Here is an 18600-nt window from a genome sequence, read left to right as displayed (position 1 = left end):
GACCGCCGCCGGCGGATCAACGGTCGCTCAGGCCGCGCGCTCCCGGTCCGGGACCGCGGACAGGTCCGCCCCGTCCGACTCGGTCAGCCAGCGGCGCAGCACCTGGTGGACCTGTTCGGCGCCGGCGAGCTCCGTGCCGTCGGGGACGGGTGGGGACAGGGCGAGCGGGGACAGCAGGAAGGGGCGGGACTGGGCGCCGCCGAGGCCGCCGTGGGAGCCGATCTGCTCCTCGAAGGCGAGGACCTCGCCGTCGGCGGGGTCGTGGAAGGAGTTGACCATGATGTCGGCGGTGTGCGGGAAGGTGTGGGTGCGGCGCACGACGTCGGCGGCGCCGGGGCCGAAGGCGGCCAGCGGGCCGGGGTCGTCGTCCAGCTCGTCCAGGGGGATCTCCGCGCCGTACGCGCCGAGGACGACCCCGCCGTGGCGTTCGCTGCGGACGAGGAGGAAGCCGATGCCGGGGTGGTTGGCGAGGGTCGCCAGCAGTGCGGGGTGGCGGGCGTCGATCTCCTCCTTGGTCATCCGGTGCGGCACGTCCGGGAAGGAGACCAGGCCGAGGTTGCCGGAGGCGAGCACGACGGGTTCGGAGCCGCGGGAGGGGCGGTAGTGCTCGGCGCCCTCCTCGACGGGCCGGCGCAGCGCCGCGCGGACGGCGGCGCGGGCCTCGGCGCCGCTGTGGGTGCGCTGGGCGCGGCGCGGCACGGGCAGTCCGCAGCCGGCCCGCACCAGGTCGCCGAGGGTGAGGCCGTAGCGGGAGCGGAAGGTCTCGCCGGGGCTCTGCCCGTGGTCGGAGAGGACGACGATCCGGTACGGGCGGGGGGCGTGCTCGGCGACGTTCTCGATCAGGGCGAGGGCGCGGTCGAGGCGCTGGAGGACCTTCTCGGTGTCCCGGCCGACGGGCCCGGAGTGGTGGGCGACCTCGTCGTAGGCCACCAGGTCCGCGTAGACGGCGGTGCGGCCGGCCAGCAGGTCGCCCGTCACGGCGGCGACCACGACGTCCCGTTCGACGACGGTCGCGAAGGCCCGCACGAACGGGTAGAGCCCGCCGCGCGAGACGCGCGGGCGCTGCCCGCGGAACCGGGCCCGGGTGGACTGGCCGATCTCCCGGCCCACCTCGGCGACGAAGGACAGCGCGGTGCGGACGGCGTTGGCGGGGTCGGAGAAGTAGGCGAAGTAGCCCGCGCGGGAGCGGGCCGCCGGGCCGCGCCGGCGGGTGGCGATGGAGAGCACCAGGGCCTGTTCGTCGGCGCCGCCGCTGAAGAGGTTGCCGCGGCTGGCGCCGTCGACGGCGAGCAGTCCGGCGTGGCCGGAGTATTCGATGGCGCGGGCCTGGAGTTCGGCGGCGCTGGTGGGCCGGTTGCAGACCATGACCTCGCGGCGGGCCTTCTCGTACCAGCGGAAGGCGGGGACGTCGTGGTTGCTGCCGTGCAGGATGCCGAGCTGGCTGGCGCCGGTCTGGCTGGACCAGTCGGTGCGCCAGGGGGTGAGGCGGTGGGAGGGGCGGTCGCCGCCGGTGCCGGTGCCGAGCCAGCGGGCGACGGTGGGCATCAGTCCCTTGCCGACGGCGTGCAGCAGGATGTCGTGGCCGACGCCGTCGAGTTGCAGGAAGACGGTGCCGGGGGTGGCGGGGCAGGGCGGGGCGGAGCCCCGTCTGCGATGGGCGAGGCGGTAGAGGCGGCGGCGGTAGGCGTCGTCGTCGCGCACCGCGAGGGCGGCGCCGGTGGCGGAGGCGACCGCGGACATGACGGCGGCGACCACGACCGCCGTCTCCGGTGCGGCGGCGCCCCGTTCGACCGGTGTGACGTGCAGGGCCAGCCACAGCAGGGCGCCGTTGAGGAAGAACACCAGCAGGCCCAGGACGAGCGCCGGCACGAGCAGCAGCAGGCGCACCAGCGGCGGCCAGACCAGGGCGGAGAGCAGACCGAAGGCGCCGGCGCCGAAGGCGGCGGTGACCGCGATGTCCGTGGCGCTGTCGCCGTCGGCCGAGCGCAGCCGGAAGTCGGGCAGGATGCCGGCGAGCAGCAGCATGGTGAGCGTGGAGACCGCCCACACGGCGACGCTCCGCCCGATCTGACTGGCGACCCGTCGCCACCGCCCGCCATCCACGCCCGCACACCTCACGTCCCGGCCGACCTGGCCCGTCTCCCACCCTGTCACAACGGCCGAACGAGGCGTTCCGTCCCCGTCGTACGGGCCGGCGGCTGCTCGGCTGCCGCCCGCCCAGGCCGTCGGCGGCGAAGGCCGCCGGAGCACACGGGCCTTCGTCGCCGCGCCGTACGACGGTTCCGCACGGCCCACCGCCTCCCCCGCGCCACGGACGGGCCGGTCCCGGACCGCACTCCGTCCCGCGGCACGCGGTGGTCGGGGCGCGGTGCCCGTACCCCGTGCGAGGAGTTCGCGGGCCACCACGCGGCCGTGTCCGGCGGCCCGGCGGGCGCACCCGGCGTGCCGGCCGCGGGAGTCCGCCGGGAAGGGACCGGCGCCCGGTTCCCCCAGCGGCGTCGTACTCGCGGTCCCCGTCCCCCGCACCGGCCCCGCGGCGCCCCTCGCCCCCGGTTCTCGCCGCCGACCCTACTCCTGCGCGTAGGCTTCGGGGAGTCGCACGAGGGAGGCGCGAAGGTGGCGGTGGAGGTCACGTGGTGGGGGCACGCCACCTGCACGGTCGAGGACTCGCACACGCGGGTGCTCACCGACCCCCTGTTCGCCCGCCGGTTCGCCCACCTGCGGCGCCGACGCGGCGCGGTGCCGCCGGCCGAGGCCCGGCAGGCGGACGTGGCCCTGGTCTCCCATCTGCACGCCGACCATCTGCACCTGCCGTCGCTGGCCCGGCTCGCGCCGGGCACGCGCCTGCTCGTGCCCCGGGGCGCGCGGCGCGCCGTGCCGGGGCTGCGCCGGCTCGCCCACCTCGAGATGAGCGAGGTGGCGCCCGGCGATGTGACGAGGGTCGGCGGCCTGGTCGTACGGGCCGTGCCCGCGCGCCACGACGGGCGGCGGCTGCCGGTCGGGCCGCACCGCTCCCCCGCCCTCGGCTACGTCCTGGAGGGCGAGGCGCGGACGTACTTCGCCGGGGACACCGGTCTGTTCGACGAGATGGCCAAGGAGGTCGGGCCGGTCGACGTGGCGCTGCTCCCGGTGGGCGGCTGGGGGCCGTACCTGGGCGAGGGGCACCTGGACGCGGGACGCGCGGCCGAGGCGCTGGCCCGGCTGGGGGCGTCCAGCGCGGTGCCGGTGCACTACGGCACGTACTGGCCGATCGGGATGGACGCCGTGCGCCCGCACGAGTTCCACGCGCCGGGGCACGAGTTCGAGCGGCAGGCGGCCCGGCACGCGCCCGGAGCGTCGGTGCACCGGCTGGGGCACGGGGAGCGCGTGCGCCTGGAGGTCGCGCGGTGATACTTCCCGCCGCCCCGGGCCAGGCGGCCGGCGCGTCGCTGTCGTCGGCGGCCCTGCCCGCCGTGGCGCCCGAGTTCACCCAGCAGGCCGTCGGCTACCCCTCGCTGTTCCTGCTGGTGCTGATCGGTGCGCTGGTGCCGGTGGTACCGACGGGCGCGCTGGTCAGTTCGGCGGCCGTGGTCGCCTTCCACCGGGCGGCGCCGTTCTCGATGGCGCTGGTGTTCGTGACGGCGTCGCTGGCGGCGTTCCTCGGGGACGTGGCGCTGTACTGGCTGGGGCGGCGCGGGATGAGGTCGAGGAACGGCTCGCGCTGGCTGGAGGCGATCCGGGAGCGCGCCCCGGAGGACCGGCTGGCCCAGGCGCAGGAGAAGCTCGCCGACCACGGGGTGGCGGTGCTGGTGCTGTCCCGGCTGGTCCCGGCCGGGCGGCTGCCGGTGATGCTGGCCTGTCTGGTCGCGAAGTGGCCGGTGCGGCGCTTCGTGCGGGGCAATCTGCCGGCCTGTCTGGCCTGGGCGGCGACGTACCAGTTGATCGGTGTGCTCGGCGGTTCGCTGTTCGCCGAGCCGTGGCAGGGCGTGCTGGCGGCGATCGTGCTGACGGTGCTGATCAGCGTGGCGCCGGGCCTGTGGCGGCGGATGCGGGGGACGGCGGCGGGGTGAGCAGGCCCCGGCGACGACGGTCCCGGCGACGGCGGGATCCGGTCACGTCAGGACCCGGGAACCGGATCCGGGGCGGCCGTCCTCACGGCCGGTCCGGGGTGCCGCGTCACCGGGGGGACTCCCGTCGCCGGCCGGCGCCGTCACGGAGCTCGTCGAGGACCGCTGTCAGCCGGGACAGCGCGCTTCGCACCTGCGGCAGTTCCAGGGGCGCGGGTGAGCTCAGGCCTTCCGCGCGCAGTTCGGCGGTGTCGCCCAGCAAGGGGGCGGTGGACAGCCGTACGCGCGGTGCTTCGAGATCGTCGCCGAAGCGGTGGCCACCCGGTGCGGGCATGCCGAGCCGGATGGTGAGGAAGTCCTCCAGCTCCTGGGCGTCGCCGATGCCGTGCGCGTCGAGCGCGGGGGCCAGGGGGGTGAGGTCGACGTACAGGTGCCGGCCGCAGCAGGGGGGCCGGGCGAGGGCGCCCGCGGCGACGACGGCGTGGTGCGCGGCGGCGGCGACGCGCGCGTGCAGGCGTACGGTGCCGGCGACGCGCGCGGTGACCGGTTCCGGCTCGGACAGCGCGTAGGCCGCCGCGGCGGCGACGGGTGCGGCGACGCACGCGTCGAGCGCGGTGAGCACGTCGAGCACGCGCGCGTGGAGCGCGTTCCCCTCCTCCCCCGCCGGGAAGCGGGCCACCGCCGCCGGCCAGCCCGGCGGGAGCAGGGCGCCGGCCAGGTCGGTGACGACGGTGACCCGGTCGGGCAGCATCTCGGCGGGGCTGAGCAGCACGGTGTCGTGCGGGTCGTGCAGGGTGTCGCGCCAGGTCTCGTCGCTGACCAGGTGGAGCCCCTCGGCGACGGCGGCCTCCAGGGTCTCGTGGAGCAGCTCGGGCGGGGTGACGCCGGCGGTGGGGTCGTCGGCGACGGAGAGCACCAGCAGGCGCGGGTCGCCGCCCTCGGCCCGCAGCCGGCGCACGGTCTCCAGCAGGGCGTACGGGTCGGGGACGCCACCGTTCTCTGTCGGGGTCGGCACGGGGAAGGCGGGGCGGCCGAGCAGGCGGGCGTAGGGGACCCACCAGGCGGCGCAGGGCCGGGGCACCAGGACGTCGCCGCCGAGGGCGGCGGTCAGCGCCACCAGCAGGGCGGGCGCGCCGGGGGCGACGGCCACCCGGTCGGGGGCGGCCGGCAGTCCGCGCCGGTCGCCGTAGCCGCAGGCCGCGTCCAGCAGGGCGGGCCCGCCGCCGACCGGTTCGGCGGCGGCGCGGGAGGCCGCGGCGGCGAGCACGGCGGACAGCTCGGGCAGGACGGGGAGCCCGTCCTCGGGGAGCACCGGCCCGAACCGGACGGGGCCGTGACCTTCCGGGTCCGTCCGCCGCATCCCTACCTCCGCGCAGTCCCTGGTGCCGGTGCCGTGGCGTCCGCCCGCGCCCCGGACGGCATCCCTTGGGCCAGTCAGTACCCAGCGTGCCGCGTGCCATGGGTGCCGGGGCGGGGCGCGCCGCGCACGGCGCGGGCGTCCGACGTCAACCGTCCGTGCCGGTGGTCCGGTCCCGGTGCACACGGTGCGCGGCGGCGGCGAGCGCGCCCGCGATCAGCAGCCCGCCGGCGACCAGCGCGGGCACGGAGTCGGTGAAGGCGCCACCCCCGCCCGCGTGGACGCCCTGGTACGCGGGGGCACTGGCGCAGGGGGTGGTTTTCGGCCCGGTGGGCTCGGGGGCGGGCGGTCTGTACGCGGAGGGCTCGTATGCGGTGGGCCCGGGCTTCAGGGCCTTCGGTCCGACGGCCCCGGGTTCGGCGGGGTCGCTCTCCTCGGGGTCGCTTTCCTCGGAGTCCTCGGAGTCCTCGGAGTCCTCGGAGTCCTCGGGGCCCTTGAGTTCCCCGGGTTCCCCGGGGGCGGGGATCTCCGCCTCGAGCCCCTCGAAACCCTCGAGGCCCTCGGGACCGAGGCCGGCGTCGGATTCGGCGTCGGGTCCGTCCGGGGCCGCGCGCTTCGGTGCGGCCGCCTCCGGCCCGGCGGGTTCGAGGGCGTCCGCCTCCCACGCGCCTTCCTCCGGTTCCGGGCATGGGGTGTGGGAGGCGGTGCCCCAGGAGGCCTCCTCGTCCAGAGAGGTGCCCGCGAACACGGCCGGTGCGAGCGCCACGAGGGCGGCACCGGTGACGGTGGCGAGGGACAGGGCACGGGCGGTGCGGCGCATGGTGCGGGCTCCTTCGAGCGACGGCGGGGCACGGCGTGCGGTCACGCCCCACAGCCATCACAGCCCCGTCACCGCCGCGCCGCCCGCCGCCGGACACCATTGGCGGGACCGGGCTCGCCCGTGCGGGTGAAGGACCGCTACGTCTCGTCGTCGTCCCGCATGACCTGCTCCCGCACCCGGCCGCAGCAGCGGCTGATCAGGCGGGAGACGTGCATCTGCGAGATGCCCAGCTCCTCGGCGATGCTGCGCTGCGTCATGTCGCCGAAGAACCGCATGTAGAGGATGGTCCGCTCCCGCTCGGGCAGCGCGGCCAGCCGTTCCTTGACGGCCTCGCGGTCGACCACGGTGTCCAGCGCCGGGTCGGGCGCGCCGAGCGCGTCGCCCAGCGAGTAGCCGTCGTCGCTGCCGGGCAGTTCGGCGTCCAGGGACAGCGCGGCGAAGCTCTCCAGCGCCTCCTGTCCGGTCCGGACCTCCTCCTCGCTCAGACCGGTGTGCTCGGCGATCTCGGCCACGGTCGCCCGGCGGCCGGGGGTGGTCCGGGACAGGTCCTGGGAAGCGTGCCGGACGCGGTTGCGCAGCTCCTGGACCCGGCGCGGTACGTGCAGGGCCCACATGTGATCGCGGAAGTGCCGCTTGATCTCGCCGGTGACGGTCGGCACGGCGTAGCTCTCGAACGCGTTGCCGAGTTCGGGGTCGTACCGGTCGACGGCCTTGACCAGGCCGAGCGCGGCCACCTGGTACAGGTCGTCGTAGTTCTCGCCGCGGCTGCGGAAGCGTCCGGCGAGGCGACCGGCCATGGGCAGCCAGGCCTCGACGATCTCGTCGCGGAGCGCGTCCCGCTCCGGCCCGGGAGGCAGTGCGGCGAGCCTGCGGAAGGCGTCCGCGGTGTCGGGGGCGTCGTCGTGCGGGTGTTTCGCGGTCGCTCGGATCGGCATGGCGCGTCGCAGCTCCCTCGGGGGTGCTCGGGTACGGACGGTCACCGTGGCGAGCGCACCGGCGGGAGCGGGTACGCCCGGAGCGGCGCGACACCGCCTCCACGGACGTGCCTCCTGTCCGAAGCACTGGGGCTGCGCCTGCCCCCGTTTCACCGCCCCAAACTCCCCAGCGGGGCTTCGGCCGGGTCTGCCTCGGGCGGTGCGGGCGGCAGCACGAAATCCTCGTAGCGGCCCAGCATCAGGATCGCGCCGAGCATGAGGGGCGGGATGAGCACGGCGAGCACCGCCATGGCCTGTCCTTTCCGGGAGGCGCGTGGGGGCGTGCGGGTGCGGGTGCGGGTCTCCCGCTCTCCGGCGGCCAAACCCCGGGCCGCGGCGATCCGGCGCACGAACCCCGTGTCGCCCTCCGCTCCTCGGGTACGCGGTGCGGACCCCGAAGGATCTGGAGGGAGACATGCAGCGAGGCAGCGACCGGCTCAGCGTCCACCGCGACGACGAGATGAAGCACGAACTGCAGGGTCTGCTGCGGTCCGGGCACCCCACCCGCACCGAGGAGTGGCACGACCCGGAGCCGTTCGCCGACGACGACCCCGAGGTCGCGCGCGGCCCGGTGACGCCGGGCCGCGGTCCGACGTCACTGGAGTCGGTGCGGCTGGAACTGGCCAGGATCCTGGGCCGCGGGGCGTTCCCCGCGGGACCGCGCGAGTTGACGCGCGCCCTGGACCGGCGGTACGCGCCCGACGCGCTCATCGAGGCGTTGGAGCGGCTGCCGCACAAGGACCGCTACGGCAGCGTCCAGGAGCTGGCCGAGGCGCTGACCCGGGCCCGGCAGACGGAGACCGCGTGAGCCGGGCCGCCGGGGCGCCGAGGCCGGCCCTCGGCGCCCCGGCGGCCGGGATCGGAGGGAGGGCCCCGGTCATGGCCGAGTCCGTCAAGGACGTGATGACCCCGGGCGTGGTCGCCGTGCGCCCGGACGCCTCGATCGTCGAGGCGGCGCAGCTGATGCGCACCCAGAACATCGGAGACGTGGTGGTGGCCGACGGACAGCGGGTCGTCGGCGTGCTCACCGACCGCGACATCACCGTCCGCGCGGTCGCCCGGGGCGCGGACCCGCTCGGGGTGAGCGTGGGATCGGTGTGCACGCCGGACCCGTTGACGCTCGCCCCGGACGATCCGGTGTCCTCAGCCGTCGCCCTGATGCGTGAGCACGCGGTCCGCCGGATCCCGGTGGTCGAGGGCGGTCTGCCGGTCGGCCTTGTGAGCCTCGGCGACCTGGCCGAGGCACGGGAGTCCGGCTCGGCGTCGGCCGACATCAGCCGTGCGCGGCCGGACGGGAACAACTGAACGAAAGGACGTGAGGGCATCATGCGCATCGCATTCCTGACCGCGCCCGAGGGCGTGGAGCAGGTGGAACTGACCGAGCCGTGGCAGGCGGCCGTGGACGCCGGTCACGAACCCGTGCTCGTGTCGACGAGTCCGGGGAAGATCCAGGCGTTCGACCATCTCGACAAGGCGGACACCTTCCCCGTGCAGGAGGTCGTCGGCGAGACGTCCGCGGACTCCTTCGGCGGGCTGGTGCTGCCGGGCGGGGTGGCCAACCCCGACTTCCTGCGCATGGACGACAAGGCCGTCGCGTTCGTGCGGGACTTCTTCGAACAGGGCCGGCCGGTCGCCGCGATCTGCCACGCCCCCTGGACCCTGGTCGAGGCCGACGTGGTCCGCGGCCGGGTGCTGACCAGCTGGCCCAGCCTGCGGACGGACCTCCGCAACGCCGGCGCCACCTGGGTCGACGAGCAGGTGAAGGTGTGCGACCACGGGTCGAACAAGCTGGTCACCAGCCGCAAGCCGGACGACCTCGAGGCCTTCTGCGAGACCTACCTGAAGGTGTTCGAGGCGGAGACGGACTCGTAGGCCGAAGGCCGGTCAGGTGCCCGGGGTCGTGGGTGTCGCGGTGTCCGCGGCGCCCCGTTCCCGGGCGCCTTCGCGTGTGCGGCCGGGGGCCACCGGGCGGTGCGGGTTGCGGCGCAGGTACTCGCCCTCCAGCTGCGCCATCCGCTCGTTGTGGGCGCGCAGCGCGCCGTTGGAGCCGTACAGCAGTGTGTCGTGGCGCGTGCGGTGGATGGTCTCCAGCTCCTTCATGAGCTGCTGGTCGTCCAGGCGGTCCGGCTCGACTCCGGTCATCGTGGCACCCCGCTCGTCGTGTGCGTTCATGTGGTCCGGGTACCCGCCCGGCCGGCACAAGCACTACCCCGAACGGCAACCGGGAGGGAGCCATGGAACTCGCTTTCCTGCATCCACTCTACGAACGTCCCGGCCCCTGGGCCTCCGTCTACGTCGACACCTCCCGGCACACGGAGCACACCCCCCAGGAACGACGGCTGAAGGCCCAGGCGCTGGCCGGCGAGCTGGCCGAACAGGGGGCGGACGAGGCGACCTGCCGGGCGGTGCGCCGGGCGCTGGAGGATCTGCGGCACTCCAGCGAACCGCACGGCCGCGCGCTGTTCGCCCGGGACGGCGAGGTGGTGCTCGACCCGCCGCTGGCCCGGTCCCCGCAGCGCGACCGGGCCGAGTGGGCGCCGCTGCCCAGGGTCGCGCCCCTGCTGGAGCTGGCCGGCGAGGACCCGGTGTGCATCGTCGCCTACGTCGACCGCAGGGGCGCGGACTTCGAGCTGCGCAGCGCGCTCGGCCGGGACGACGTCGGCGGTGTCACCGGGCGGCAGTGGCCGCTGCACCGGACCGGTTCCGTCGACTGGTCGGAGCGCCATTTCCAGCTGCGGGTGGAGAACACCTGGGAGCACAACGCCGCGGAGATCGCCGACGCGCTCGCCGTCTGCCACGAGGAGACCGGCGCCGATCTGCTGATCCTCGTCGGTGACGACCGTGAGCAGCGCTCCGTGCGGGAACGGCTGCCGCAGCGGCTGCACGGCCTGGTGGTCGAGGCCTCGCACGGGGCCGGCAGCAGGCTGCTCGACGAGGACGTGGAGCGGATCCGCGCGGATCACGTCCGGGACCGGGCCGCGGCGGAGCTGGAGCGGTTCCTCGCCGCCCGCAGCCCCGACGACGAGGGCCGCACGGGCGCCGTGGAGGGCGTGCCGGCGCTGGTCGAGGCCGCGCGCGAGCACCGGATCGACGAGCTGCTGATCCGGCCGGACTCGGCCGACGCGCACCGCGAGGTGTGGATCGGTGAGGATCCGGACCAGCTGGCGGTGCGGCGTACGGACCTGAAGGTGCTCGGCGAGCAGAACTCCTGGGCGGCGCGGGCGGACGACGCGCTGATCCGGTCCGCGGTCGCGACGGACGCGCCCGCGCTGTCGGTGGCCGCCGCCCCGGCCGCGCGGGACGACGCGCCGACCGGCGGACTGGGCGCGCTGCTGCGCTGGAAGTGACCCGCGGTCCCCTAGCGCACTCGCTCCACCCGGCGTTCGTCCCAGACCGGTTCGGAGGTCTCCCTGACACGGCCGTCGCTGCCGAAGACCAGGAAGCGGTCGAAGGAACGGGCGAACCAGCGGTCGTGGGTGACGGCGAGGACCGTGCCCTCGAAGCCCTCCAGGCCTTCCTGGAGGGCTTCGGCCGATTCCAGGTCGAGGTTGTCGGTGGGCTCGTCGAGGAGCAGGGCCGTGACGCCCTGGAGTTCCAGGAGCAGGATCTGGAAGCGGGCCTGCTGGCCGCCGGAGAGGCGGTCGAAGGTCTGCTCGGCCTGCTGGGTCAGTTCGTACCGGCGCAGGCGTGACATGGCGGCGCCCCGGTCCTGGGAGTGTTCGGCCCACAGGATGTCCAGGAGGGTGCGGCCCAGCAGTTCGGGGTGGGCGTGGGTCTGCGCGAAGTGGCCTGGCAGCACGCGCGCGCCGAGTCTCCAGTTCCCGGTGTGGGCCACGTCGTCGCCGGCGAGCAGGCGCAGGAAGTGGGACTTGCCGGAGCCGTTGGAGCCGAGCACCGCGACCCGTTCGCCGTAGAAGACCTCCAGGTCGAAGGGTTTCATCAGACCGGTGAGTTCGAGCCGCTCACAGGTGACGGCGCGCACTCCGGTGCGGCCGCCCTTGAGGCGCATCCTGATGTCCTGCTCGCGCGGGGGCTCCGGCGGCGGTCCCGCCTCCTCGAACTTGCGCAGCCTGGTCTGGGCGGCGCGGTAGCGGGACGCCATGTCCGGGCTGTTCTCGGCGGCCTGACGCAGCGTCAGGACCAGCTTCTTCAGCTGGGCGTGCTTCTCGTCCCAGCGGCGGCGCAGTTCCTCGAAGCGGGCGAAGCGTTCCCGCCGGGCCTGGTGGAAGGTGGCGAAGCCGCCGCCGTGCACCCATGCGTCGGCGCCCGCGGGACCCGGTTCCAGGGAGACGATCTTCTGGGCGGCGCGGGCGAGGAGTTCGCGGTCGTGGGAGACGAAGAGGACGGTCTTGCGGGTCTCGGCGAGCCGTTCCTCCAGCCAGCGCTTGCCGGGCACGTCGAGGTAGTTGTCCGGCTCGTCGAGCAGCAGCACCTCGTCGGCGCCGCGCAGCAGCGCCTCGAGGACCAGGCGCTTCTGTTCGCCCCCGGAGAGGGTGCGGACCTCGCGCCACTGCGCCTTCTCGTACGGCACGCCCAGCGCGGCCGTGGTGCAGATGTCCCACAGCGTCTCGGCCTCGTACCCGCGCGCCTCGGCCCAGTCGGCGAGGGCCTGCGCGTACGCCAGCTGGGCGGCCTCGTCGTCGACCGTCATGATCGCGTGCTCTGCGGCGTCGACGGCGCGGGCGGCCTCGCGGATCCTGGGCTGCGCCACGGAGACCAGCAGGTCGCGCACGGTCGTCCCGTCCCGTACGGAGCCGACGAACTGGCGCATGACGCCGAGGCCGCCGGTGACGGTGACGGAACCGCCGTGCGGCTTCAGCTCGCCGGAGAGGAGGCGCAGCAGGGTGGTCTTGCCCGCGCCGTTGGGGCCGACGAGGGCCACGACGGCCCCCTCCCCCACCCGGAAGGAGACATCGCCCAGCAGCGCCCTCCCGTCGGGGAGGTGGTACTCGAGGTGCGCGGCTTCCAGATGACCCATGACGGGATTGTGCGGGGTCGTCGGCGCAGGCGGCAAACGGTTTCCGGCAAGGCTGTACCAGAATGCGAGACGCATATCTCACGATGCGGCCGGGGGGCGTAGCGTGAGCGCCCTCCTACGAGAGTGGAAGGGGTGGGCTCGTCATGCCGGAAACGCGGGAGACCGCCGTCTACACGCACGGCCACCACGAATCGGTGCTGCGCTCGCACACCTGGCGGACCGCCGAGAACTCGGCGGCGTACCTCCTCGGGGTCCTCGAGCCCCGCATGCGGATCCTCGACGTCGGGTGCGGGCCCGGCACCGTCACCGCCGACCTGGCGGGGCTCGTCCCCGACGGGCACGTCACCGGTCTCGACCGGGATCCGGGGATCCTGGAGCGGGCCCGGGCGGCGGCCGGCGAGCGGGGGCTGGCGAACACCGACTTCCTGGTGGGGGACGTGCACGCGCTGGACTTCCCGGACGACACGTTCTGCGTGGTCCACGCCCATCAGGTGCTCCAGCACGTGGGCGATCCGGTGGGGGCGCTGCGCGAGATGCGGCGGGTGACCAGGCCGGGCGGGTTCGTCGCCGTACGGGACTCGGACTACGCGGCGATGACCTGGTACCCCCCGTCGGCGGGCATGGACGACTGGCTCGGCCTCTACCGGCGGGTGGCCCGGGCCAACGGGGGCGAGCCGGACGCCGGACGGCGGCTGAAGTCCTGGGCGCTCGCCGCGGGCTTCACGGACGTCACCGCGACCTCGGGCACCTGGACCTTCTCGACCGCCGGGGAGCGGGCCTGGTGGAGCGGCCTGTGGGCGGACCGCACGGTGGCGTCGGCCTATGCCCGGCGGGCGGTCGACGGCGGCCACGCCACCCGGCAGCGGCTGCGGGACGTGGCCGGGGCGTGGCGGGAATGGGGCGCCCGGGACGACGGCTGGTTCAGCGTGCTGCACGGGGAGGTCCTCTGCCGCGTGGAGGCGCGGACCACGCCGGTGAGGTGACGGCGGGGTCCCCGGGACCGGTCCCCGGGGACCGGTCCCGGGGTCAGTCCCGGGGAAGCAGCGGTCCGAGCGGTCCGAGGTCCAGGTTCAGGTCCTCGGGCCGCAGTCCGTAGCGGTTCCGCAGTTCCGCCATGCGGTCCTCGAGCAGCATGAGGGTGAGCCCGATCCGCTCCTCCTGCTCCTCGCTCAGGTCCCCCTCGTCGAACCGGCGCACCGCCTGCCGCTCCATGAGCTGGCGCAGCAGTTCCACGACGGTGAGCACCAGCTTGATCAGGTCGCGTTCGACCGTGTCCGGCTCCAGGTCCAGGCTCCTGCGGCGGCTGTCGTGCGGCTCGACGTGCCGCTCGCCGTCGGGCGCGGCCGTCACGGCGAGTCCTCGAAGGGCGAGGGGACCCGCGCGTTCACGGAGCTGATGAGCGCGTTGAGGTCGATGCGGACCAGGTCGACGTCCGCGATGCGCAGCGTGATGTCCCCCTTGATGACGACCCCGCCGGCCAGCAGCCGATCGAGCAGGTCCACCAGGGCTATCTCGCGGCGTTCGACGACGGTCACGGGCCCTCCTCCCCGGCGCTCTCCTCACCGGCGAACGAGTAGGCCGCCCACGGACCGGTGAGCTCGACCCGTATTCCGGGCTCGCCGTCCTTGGTGCGGTCCACCTTCTCCACGAACTCCTCGGACTCCGTGCGGGGCACCAGGTAGGCGGCGTTGAGCACGTTGCGCCCGGAGGCGCCGGAGAGCGCGGGATTCTGCGGTGCGTGCAGCCGGGAGTCCTCGGCGGCCCCGGAGAGGGTCTCGTGCAGCCGGGTCGCGAACGCCTCGGCCCGTTGCCACAGATCGTCCTGCGACTTCGTCCGCATGCGCCGCTGACGCAGGTACTCCCGGCCGGACGCCGGTTTCGGCACGGGCGCGGCGGAGGCCTCCGGCGTCCGGTCCGGCTCGACGTAGACCTTGACGCCCCACTCGACCCGGCCCTCCAGCCGGTCCAGGACGCGCAGGAAGCTCTCCTCGCGCTCCTCCATCATGGTCCGTACGCCGCTGTCGTCGCGGAACACGGTGCCGAGCCGCAGCGGCAGCGGGGTCGTGACGGTGGTGAGCGCGTCGATCACGCCCTGGTGGGCGCGGGCGACCGCGGTCAGCCAGTCGAGGTCCTCCAGGTGCGCGCGCAGCGGTTCCTCGGCGAAGTCCGCCTCGGGCACGTGGCTGACGACCGCCACCAGACCGTGGTGGGGCAGCGGCCGGGGCGGATCGCCTCCGACCCCGGTCAGCTGTGCCTGGAGCGGTGTGCCGTAGGGGCGGCAGACCGCGTAGACGTACCGCAGTCCGGTCACGGACCCTCCTCCTGTGCGCGGCGGGGCTCCAGCCCCAGTTCCTCCAGCCGGGCCAGCCGTTCACGCAACTCCGCGTTCTCCCTGGCCAGTTCGTCGCGCCGGGCGCGCGAGGACAGCGCCGGGTCGGACTCCCACCAGTCGATCCCCATCTCCTTCGCCTTGTCGACGGAGGCGACGACGAGCCGCAGTTTGATGGTGAGGAGTTCGATGTCCAGCAGGTTGATGCGGATGTCACCCGCGATCACGACGCCCTTGTCGAGCACCCTTTCCAGGATGTCGGCGAGATTGGCGCCGCTGCCCTGGCCGTACGGCTCGGGAAGCCGGCTGGGGGTCGTCATCGGCGGCTCCGGCCTTCGGGCTGCTCGTCCTCGTCCTCGTACTCAGCCTCGTCCTCGTCCTCCGGGTACTCGTCCTCCGGGTACTCGTCCTCCTCGTACCCGTCCTCGGACCCCTCGGGCTCTTCGGTTTCCTCGGCTCCTTCGTCCTCGGTCCCCTCGGCTCCTTCCTCCTCGGACTCCGGCTCGTACTCCTCCTCGGGTTCCGTGCCGGCTTCGTCCTCGGCCTCGTACTCGTCCTCGGGCTCTTCCTCGGCCTCGTACTCGTCCTCGGGCTCCTCCTCGGCCTCGTCCGAGGGAGCCTCGTTCTCCTCCTCGGAGGGGCCCTCGTCTTCCTCCTCGGCGAGGGCGTCCTCGTGGCTGCGGACGACCTCGCCGTCGCGGATCTCGCCCCGCCAGCCGTCCTGGGCCTCGCCCTTGAGGGTGATGAAGCGGGCGAAGTTCTTCAGGTCGAGCCGGGCGCGGCGGCCCTGGGCGCGCCAGATGTTGCCCGTCTTCTCGAAGAGGCCCGAGGGGTAGTACTCGATGACCAGCAGGACCCGGGTGAGGTTGTCGGCGAGACGGTGGAAGGAGACGACGCCTCTCGTCGTGCCCTTGGCGCCCTCCGAGGACCAGGCGATGCGGTCGTCGGGGACCTGCTCGGTGGTCTTCGCCTTCCAGCTGCGGTTGGACCACCAGATCTTCGCCTGCCAGTCCGAGGTGGTCTCGTCGGACTTGTTGGCGCTCTTGACGCCCTTGGCGAAGGTGCTGAAGTCCTGGTACTGGGTCCACTGGTCGTACGCCGTGCGCAGCGGGACCCCGACATCGATGTACTCCATGATGACGGTGGGCTTCTGGCCGGCGGACTTCTTGCGCTTGCCCTTGTCCTTGCCTCCGCCCAGCCCCTTCAGCGCGCCCATCACGTTGTCCTTGGCCCGTGAGGCTCCGAGTTCGACGGCGCTGCGCAGCGGGCCCTTGCCCTCCGCGATCTTGCGGCCGCCGTCGAGGGCGAGCTTGGCGAAGCCCGGGCTGTTGCCCTCGGCGATGTCGTTGAGCTTGTTCGTGGTCTCGCCGAGCTTGTGGCCGAGGCCGGTCAGCAGCCGGGTGGCCTGGGCCGCGAGGTAGTCCTGCAGTTCGGCCTTGAGCCGGTCGGCGGCCTCGCTGTGGGCCACGTCGGCGAGCGGGTTCTTCGACGCGCCGTTCCGTGCGGCGGAGCCGGCCCTTCCGAGGGTCTCGGCCATCACTCACCGCCTCCCTTCGCGGTGCGGGAGCGGGCGCCGCGGGCCGCGGCGGCGGTCTTCTTCGCCGCCGTCTTCCTCGCGGGGGCCGTCTTCTTCGCCGCCGTCTTCTTCGCGGAGGCGGCCTTCTTCCCCGGCGCCTTCTTGGCCGCCGCCTTCTTGGCCGGCCGCTCGGGGGCCGGCTCGTCCTCGTCCGGCGCCTCCCGGTCCTCCGCCTCGGCCGCCTCGGCGTCCTCGGCGTCCTCCCCGTCGGCGTCGTCCTTCGGACCCCGGCCCGCCAGCCGGTCGCGCATGTCGGCGGTACGGCCGTGCAGCCGGCCGGCGAGGGAGTCGAGCTGCCGCTCGACCAGCGCGCCGGAAGCGGCCTTGCCGACGCCCCGCAGCTCACCGCGGAGCTGGTCGCCGATCTCCTTGAACTGCGGATTGTCCCGCAGTTGCTGGGACACCAGGTCGGCGACCATGCGCGGGCTGAGGTTCAGCTTCTTGCCCGCCACCAAGCCGCCGACGGCGAGTGCCATCTTCAGCTTCTTGGTCCGTCCGAGGAGATATCCGGCCCCGATCGCGAGGCCCAGTCCCGTTCGATTCACTGTCCTGCCGTCCCATCCCCCGCACCCGCGCCCGTGCGCGTCGCGGTCTCCAGCCGGTCGAGGAGTTCGTCCTCCTGACGGTCGAACTCCTCCTCGCTGATCTCCCCGGCTTCCAGCCGCTCCTCCAGCCGGGCCAGTTCGGCACGGATCGTGGCGGGGTCGTAGTAGATGCGTTCCGCTTCCTTCAGCACCTGCCTGATGGCCCAGCCGCTGCCGCGTACCGGCGCGAACGGCAGCAGCAGCACCTCCGAGATCAGGCCCATGTCCTCACCCCACTTCGGTGTCCGTTCCGCCGGCCGCGGTGCCCGCCGGCTCGGCCGGGCCGGGCTCGACGAAGCTGTACGGCGGCAGCGGGCCGTTCAGACGCACCTCGAGGTGGGGCATGTCCTTGCGGACCCGCTCCACCGCGGACAGGAATTCCTCCGCCGTCTCCCGCTTCACCAGGTAGGAGACGTTGGCGAGCCAGCCCGTGGACTCGGGGCCCACGCTGACGGCGTCGGCCACCCCTTCCAGCGCGCTCTCCAGCGCGGCGCCGTCCTCGGACTCCTTGGCCTTGACCGCCGCGGCGACCATCTCGCCGAGCCGGATCTTGTCCTCGTAACTACCGCCACCGGACTTGCGGTTGGCCTCCGCGAGACCGCGGATCTCCGGATTTCCGGCCATCACGTGGTGCAGGACGGCGTCCTCCACGTGGTTGGCCTTGACGTTGTACTCGACCCGGCCGTCCAGCGCGCGCAGCCGCTCCAGGTAGTGCTCGGCGCGCTCGGCGAGGACGCCGGTGACGGAGTCGTCGTCCGGGGCGACGCTCCCGAAGCGCATGGGCAGCACGCACCCGGCCGCGCCGATCTCGCTGAGCACGTTCTGATGGGCGAGCAGTTCCCTGCGCTTGGGACGCAGCCCCTCGGGCGCGTCGCTGACGACGGCCGCCAGTTCTCCCGCCCGCAGAATGCGCACCGGGCGCGACGGATCACCGACGCCGCCCATGCCCTCGGGCAGTGACGGGTGCGACGCCGCCGTGATGCCGTAGACGTACGTGCTCACTCCTGCTCCTCCTTGCGACGGGCGGCGGTGCTCTTGCGGGTGCGCGGACGCGACTCGGTCTCACGCTCGGATCCACCCTCGCGCGCCTGCTTGAAGGCGTCGGAGATGGTGTCGGCGGCGCCGGACAGCGCCCCCTTCGACTTGCCGCGGGCGCCGGACTCGGTGACCTCCCCGACGATCTCGGGCAGCCCCGGGCTCTTGCGGGGCCCGGCCTCCAGGTCGAGGCGGTTGCACGCCTCGGCGAAGCGGAGATAGGTGTCGACGCTCGCGACGACGACACGGACGTCAATCTTGAGAATCTCGATGCCGACCAAGGACACGCGCACGAAGGCGTCGATGACGAGCCCCCTGTCCAGGACGAGCTCGAGCACGTCGTAGAGGCCGCTGCTGCCGCCTCCACCGCCGGTCTGCTGTGCCGGTACGACTGTCATTCCGGCTATCCCTTCTTGTCCGTGAGTGTGGGTGTGGTTGTGGGTCCGGCCGGGCGGCCTAGTGGCCGCCGGACCTGCGCGCGTCGGCGCGTCCCCGCTCGTAGCGGCGGACCCGCCGGTAGCCGGTGAGCTGCCCGTCCCGGTCCAGCTCGACCTGGTAACTCGCCATCAGGCTCATCGTGTCGGGCACCCGCTCGAGTTCGAGGACCTCGACCTCGAGCGCCCAGCCCTCCTCCGTCTGCTCGAAGGACGACACGGACTCGGCTTCCATCCCGGTGAGCTCCGCGAGCTGGCCGCGCGCCTGGCGCAGCACCTCCATCGGACCCGGCCGTTTGGCGCTTGTGCTGTTCTCCGTCGACTTGTGGGTTTCCTGTGAGTCCTGGGTTTCCTGTGAATCCTGTGACTCTTCGGTGTTTTTCGTGTTCGACATGGCCACCTCCCCCTTCGTGTGGCCGCAAGTGTGTTCGCCAAACCTCCGTGCGCCCGGCCGATCTCCACGGCCG

The 18600-nt window shown here is 73.9% G+C and carries 24 protein-coding genes; 7 read left to right on the top strand and 17 right to left on the bottom strand.

All coding sequences use genetic code 11. The features are described from left to right. Window positions 1-27: 27 nt before the first annotated feature. A complete protein-coding gene (locus ACZ8ZB_RS28850; protein WP_470740545.1) occupies window positions 28-2103 on the bottom strand; it encodes a phage holin family protein in 2076 nt (691 codons plus the stop codon). A 513-nt stretch (window positions 2104-2616) separates the two neighbouring features. Here ACZ8ZB_RS28850 and ACZ8ZB_RS28845 point away from each other — a divergent pair. After that, a complete protein-coding gene (locus ACZ8ZB_RS28845; RefSeq protein ID WP_470740544.1) occupies window positions 2617-3390 on the top strand; it encodes an MBL fold metallo-hydrolase in 774 nt (257 codons plus the stop codon). A 38-nt stretch (window positions 3391-3428) separates the two neighbouring features. After that, window positions 3429-4049 (top strand): DedA family protein, encoded by a 621-nt coding sequence (locus ACZ8ZB_RS28840; protein WP_470741604.1) that lies wholly within the window; start codon window positions 3429-3431, stop codon window positions 4047-4049. Window positions 4050-4155: 106 nt separating this feature from the next. On the opposite strand, the gene ACZ8ZB_RS28835 is transcribed toward ACZ8ZB_RS28840, so the two are convergent. The 4 genes from ACZ8ZB_RS28835 to ACZ8ZB_RS28820 all read right to left on the bottom strand — a co-directional run bounded on the left by ACZ8ZB_RS28835 (window position 4156) and on the right by ACZ8ZB_RS28820 (window position 7448). Further along, the gene (locus ACZ8ZB_RS28835; RefSeq protein ID WP_470740543.1) at window positions 4156-5406 is read right to left on the bottom strand and encodes an aminotransferase class I/II-fold pyridoxal phosphate-dependent enzyme; all 1251 of its coding nucleotides are present in this window, start codon (window positions 5404-5406) and stop codon (window positions 4156-4158) included. 145 nt (window positions 5407-5551) lie between these two features. Continuing rightward, window positions 5552-6223: a hypothetical protein gene (locus ACZ8ZB_RS28830; RefSeq protein ID WP_470740542.1), complete on the bottom strand. Its 672-nt coding sequence runs from the start codon at window positions 6221-6223 to the stop codon at window positions 5552-5554. A 137-nt stretch (window positions 6224-6360) separates the two neighbouring features. Further along, complete coding sequence (locus ACZ8ZB_RS28825; RefSeq protein ID WP_470740541.1) at window positions 6361-7158, bottom strand: RNA polymerase sigma factor SigF; 798 nt, start codon at window positions 7156-7158, stop codon at window positions 6361-6363. A gap of 149 nt (window positions 7159-7307) precedes the next feature. Continuing rightward, entirely contained in the window at window positions 7308-7448 is a 141-nt protein-coding gene (locus ACZ8ZB_RS28820) for a hypothetical protein (RefSeq protein ID WP_470740540.1), read from the bottom strand. A 164-nt stretch (window positions 7449-7612) separates the two neighbouring features. On the opposite strand from ACZ8ZB_RS28820, the gene ACZ8ZB_RS28815 reads away from it, so the two are divergent. The 3 genes from ACZ8ZB_RS28815 to ACZ8ZB_RS28805 all read left to right on the top strand — a co-directional run bounded on the left by ACZ8ZB_RS28815 (window position 7613) and on the right by ACZ8ZB_RS28805 (window position 9069). Continuing rightward, window positions 7613-8005, top strand: coding sequence for a DUF2795 domain-containing protein (locus tag ACZ8ZB_RS28815; protein WP_470740539.1), 393 nt, complete (start codon window positions 7613-7615; stop codon window positions 8003-8005). Window positions 8006-8076: 71 nt separating this feature from the next. Next, on the top strand, window positions 8077-8502 hold the full coding sequence (locus tag ACZ8ZB_RS28810) for a CBS domain-containing protein (RefSeq protein WP_470740538.1): 426 nt from the start codon (window positions 8077-8079) through the stop codon (window positions 8500-8502). 21 nt (window positions 8503-8523) lie between these two features. Then, complete coding sequence (locus ACZ8ZB_RS28805) at window positions 8524-9069, top strand: type 1 glutamine amidotransferase domain-containing protein (RefSeq protein ID WP_470740537.1); 546 nt, start codon at window positions 8524-8526, stop codon at window positions 9067-9069. Window positions 9070-9081: 12 nt separating this feature from the next. Here the strand turns inward: ACZ8ZB_RS28805 and ACZ8ZB_RS28800 are convergent, their stop codons facing one another. Then, complete coding sequence (locus ACZ8ZB_RS28800; RefSeq protein ID WP_470740536.1) at window positions 9082-9369, bottom strand: DUF6158 family protein; 288 nt, start codon at window positions 9367-9369, stop codon at window positions 9082-9084. Window positions 9370-9431: 62 nt separating this feature from the next. On the opposite strand from ACZ8ZB_RS28800, the gene ACZ8ZB_RS28795 reads away from it, so the two are divergent. Next, window positions 9432-10544: a baeRF2 domain-containing protein gene (locus ACZ8ZB_RS28795; protein WP_470740535.1), complete on the top strand. Its 1113-nt coding sequence runs from the start codon at window positions 9432-9434 to the stop codon at window positions 10542-10544. An 11-nt stretch (window positions 10545-10555) separates the two neighbouring features. Here the strand turns inward: ACZ8ZB_RS28795 and ACZ8ZB_RS28790 are convergent, their stop codons facing one another. Continuing rightward, the gene (locus ACZ8ZB_RS28790) at window positions 10556-12175 is read right to left on the bottom strand and encodes an ABC-F family ATP-binding cassette domain-containing protein (RefSeq protein ID WP_470740534.1); all 1620 of its coding nucleotides are present in this window, start codon (window positions 12173-12175) and stop codon (window positions 10556-10558) included. 143 nt (window positions 12176-12318) lie between these two features. Between ACZ8ZB_RS28790 and ACZ8ZB_RS28785 the strand changes: the two genes are divergently transcribed. Further along, window positions 12319-13158: a methyltransferase domain-containing protein gene (locus tag ACZ8ZB_RS28785; RefSeq protein ID WP_470740533.1), complete on the top strand. Its 840-nt coding sequence runs from the start codon at window positions 12319-12321 to the stop codon at window positions 13156-13158. Between the two features lie 43 nt (window positions 13159-13201). On the opposite strand, the gene ACZ8ZB_RS28780 is transcribed toward ACZ8ZB_RS28785, so the two are convergent. The 10 genes from ACZ8ZB_RS28780 to ACZ8ZB_RS28735 are packed head-to-tail and all read right to left on the bottom strand — an operon-like array spanning window position 13202 to window position 18527. Then, on the bottom strand, window positions 13202-13525 hold the full coding sequence (locus tag ACZ8ZB_RS28780) for a gas vesicle protein K (protein WP_470740532.1): 324 nt from the start codon (window positions 13523-13525) through the stop codon (window positions 13202-13204). After that, the gene (locus tag ACZ8ZB_RS28775) at window positions 13522-13710 is read right to left on the bottom strand and encodes a gas vesicle protein (protein ID WP_371237096.1); all 189 of its coding nucleotides are present in this window, start codon (window positions 13708-13710) and stop codon (window positions 13522-13524) included. Before ACZ8ZB_RS28775 ends, ACZ8ZB_RS28780 begins: the two co-directional genes overlap by 4 nt. Beyond that, on the bottom strand, window positions 13707-14486 hold the full coding sequence (locus ACZ8ZB_RS28770; protein WP_470740531.1) for a GvpL/GvpF family gas vesicle protein: 780 nt from the start codon (window positions 14484-14486) through the stop codon (window positions 13707-13709). Before ACZ8ZB_RS28770 ends, ACZ8ZB_RS28775 begins: the two co-directional genes overlap by 4 nt. After that, entirely contained in the window at window positions 14483-14824 is a 342-nt protein-coding gene (locus tag ACZ8ZB_RS28765; protein ID WP_073931262.1) for a gas vesicle protein, read from the bottom strand. The genes ACZ8ZB_RS28770 and ACZ8ZB_RS28765 overlap by 4 nt, the downstream gene beginning before the upstream one ends. Continuing rightward, window positions 14821-16041: an SRPBCC family protein gene (locus ACZ8ZB_RS28760; protein ID WP_470740530.1), complete on the bottom strand. Its 1221-nt coding sequence runs from the start codon at window positions 16039-16041 to the stop codon at window positions 14821-14823. The genes ACZ8ZB_RS28765 and ACZ8ZB_RS28760 overlap by 4 nt, the downstream gene beginning before the upstream one ends. Further along, window positions 16041-16625, bottom strand: coding sequence for a DNA primase (locus ACZ8ZB_RS28755; protein ID WP_470740529.1), 585 nt, complete (start codon window positions 16623-16625; stop codon window positions 16041-16043). Before ACZ8ZB_RS28755 ends, ACZ8ZB_RS28760 begins: the two co-directional genes overlap by 1 nt. Then, a complete protein-coding gene (locus ACZ8ZB_RS28750) occupies window positions 16622-16888 on the bottom strand; it encodes a gas vesicle protein GvpG (RefSeq protein WP_470740528.1) in 267 nt (88 codons plus the stop codon). Before ACZ8ZB_RS28750 ends, ACZ8ZB_RS28755 begins: the two co-directional genes overlap by 4 nt. A gap of 4 nt (window positions 16889-16892) precedes the next feature. Then, on the bottom strand, window positions 16893-17666 hold the full coding sequence (locus ACZ8ZB_RS28745; RefSeq protein WP_470740527.1) for a GvpL/GvpF family gas vesicle protein: 774 nt from the start codon (window positions 17664-17666) through the stop codon (window positions 16893-16895). Next, window positions 17663-18097 (bottom strand): gas vesicle structural protein GvpA, encoded by a 435-nt coding sequence (locus ACZ8ZB_RS28740; RefSeq protein WP_030819129.1) that lies wholly within the window; start codon window positions 18095-18097, stop codon window positions 17663-17665. The genes ACZ8ZB_RS28745 and ACZ8ZB_RS28740 overlap by 4 nt, the downstream gene beginning before the upstream one ends. Window positions 18098-18155: 58 nt before the next feature. Continuing rightward, window positions 18156-18527 (bottom strand): gas vesicle protein GvpO, encoded by a 372-nt coding sequence (locus ACZ8ZB_RS28735; RefSeq protein WP_470740526.1) that lies wholly within the window; start codon window positions 18525-18527, stop codon window positions 18156-18158. Window positions 18528-18600 lie beyond the last annotated feature (73 nt).

This window comes from Streptomyces sp. 12E (genome assembly GCF_055633275.1).
The sequence above is the reverse complement of the archived record's forward strand: the minus strand, read 5'-3'. Positions and strand labels throughout refer to the sequence as shown.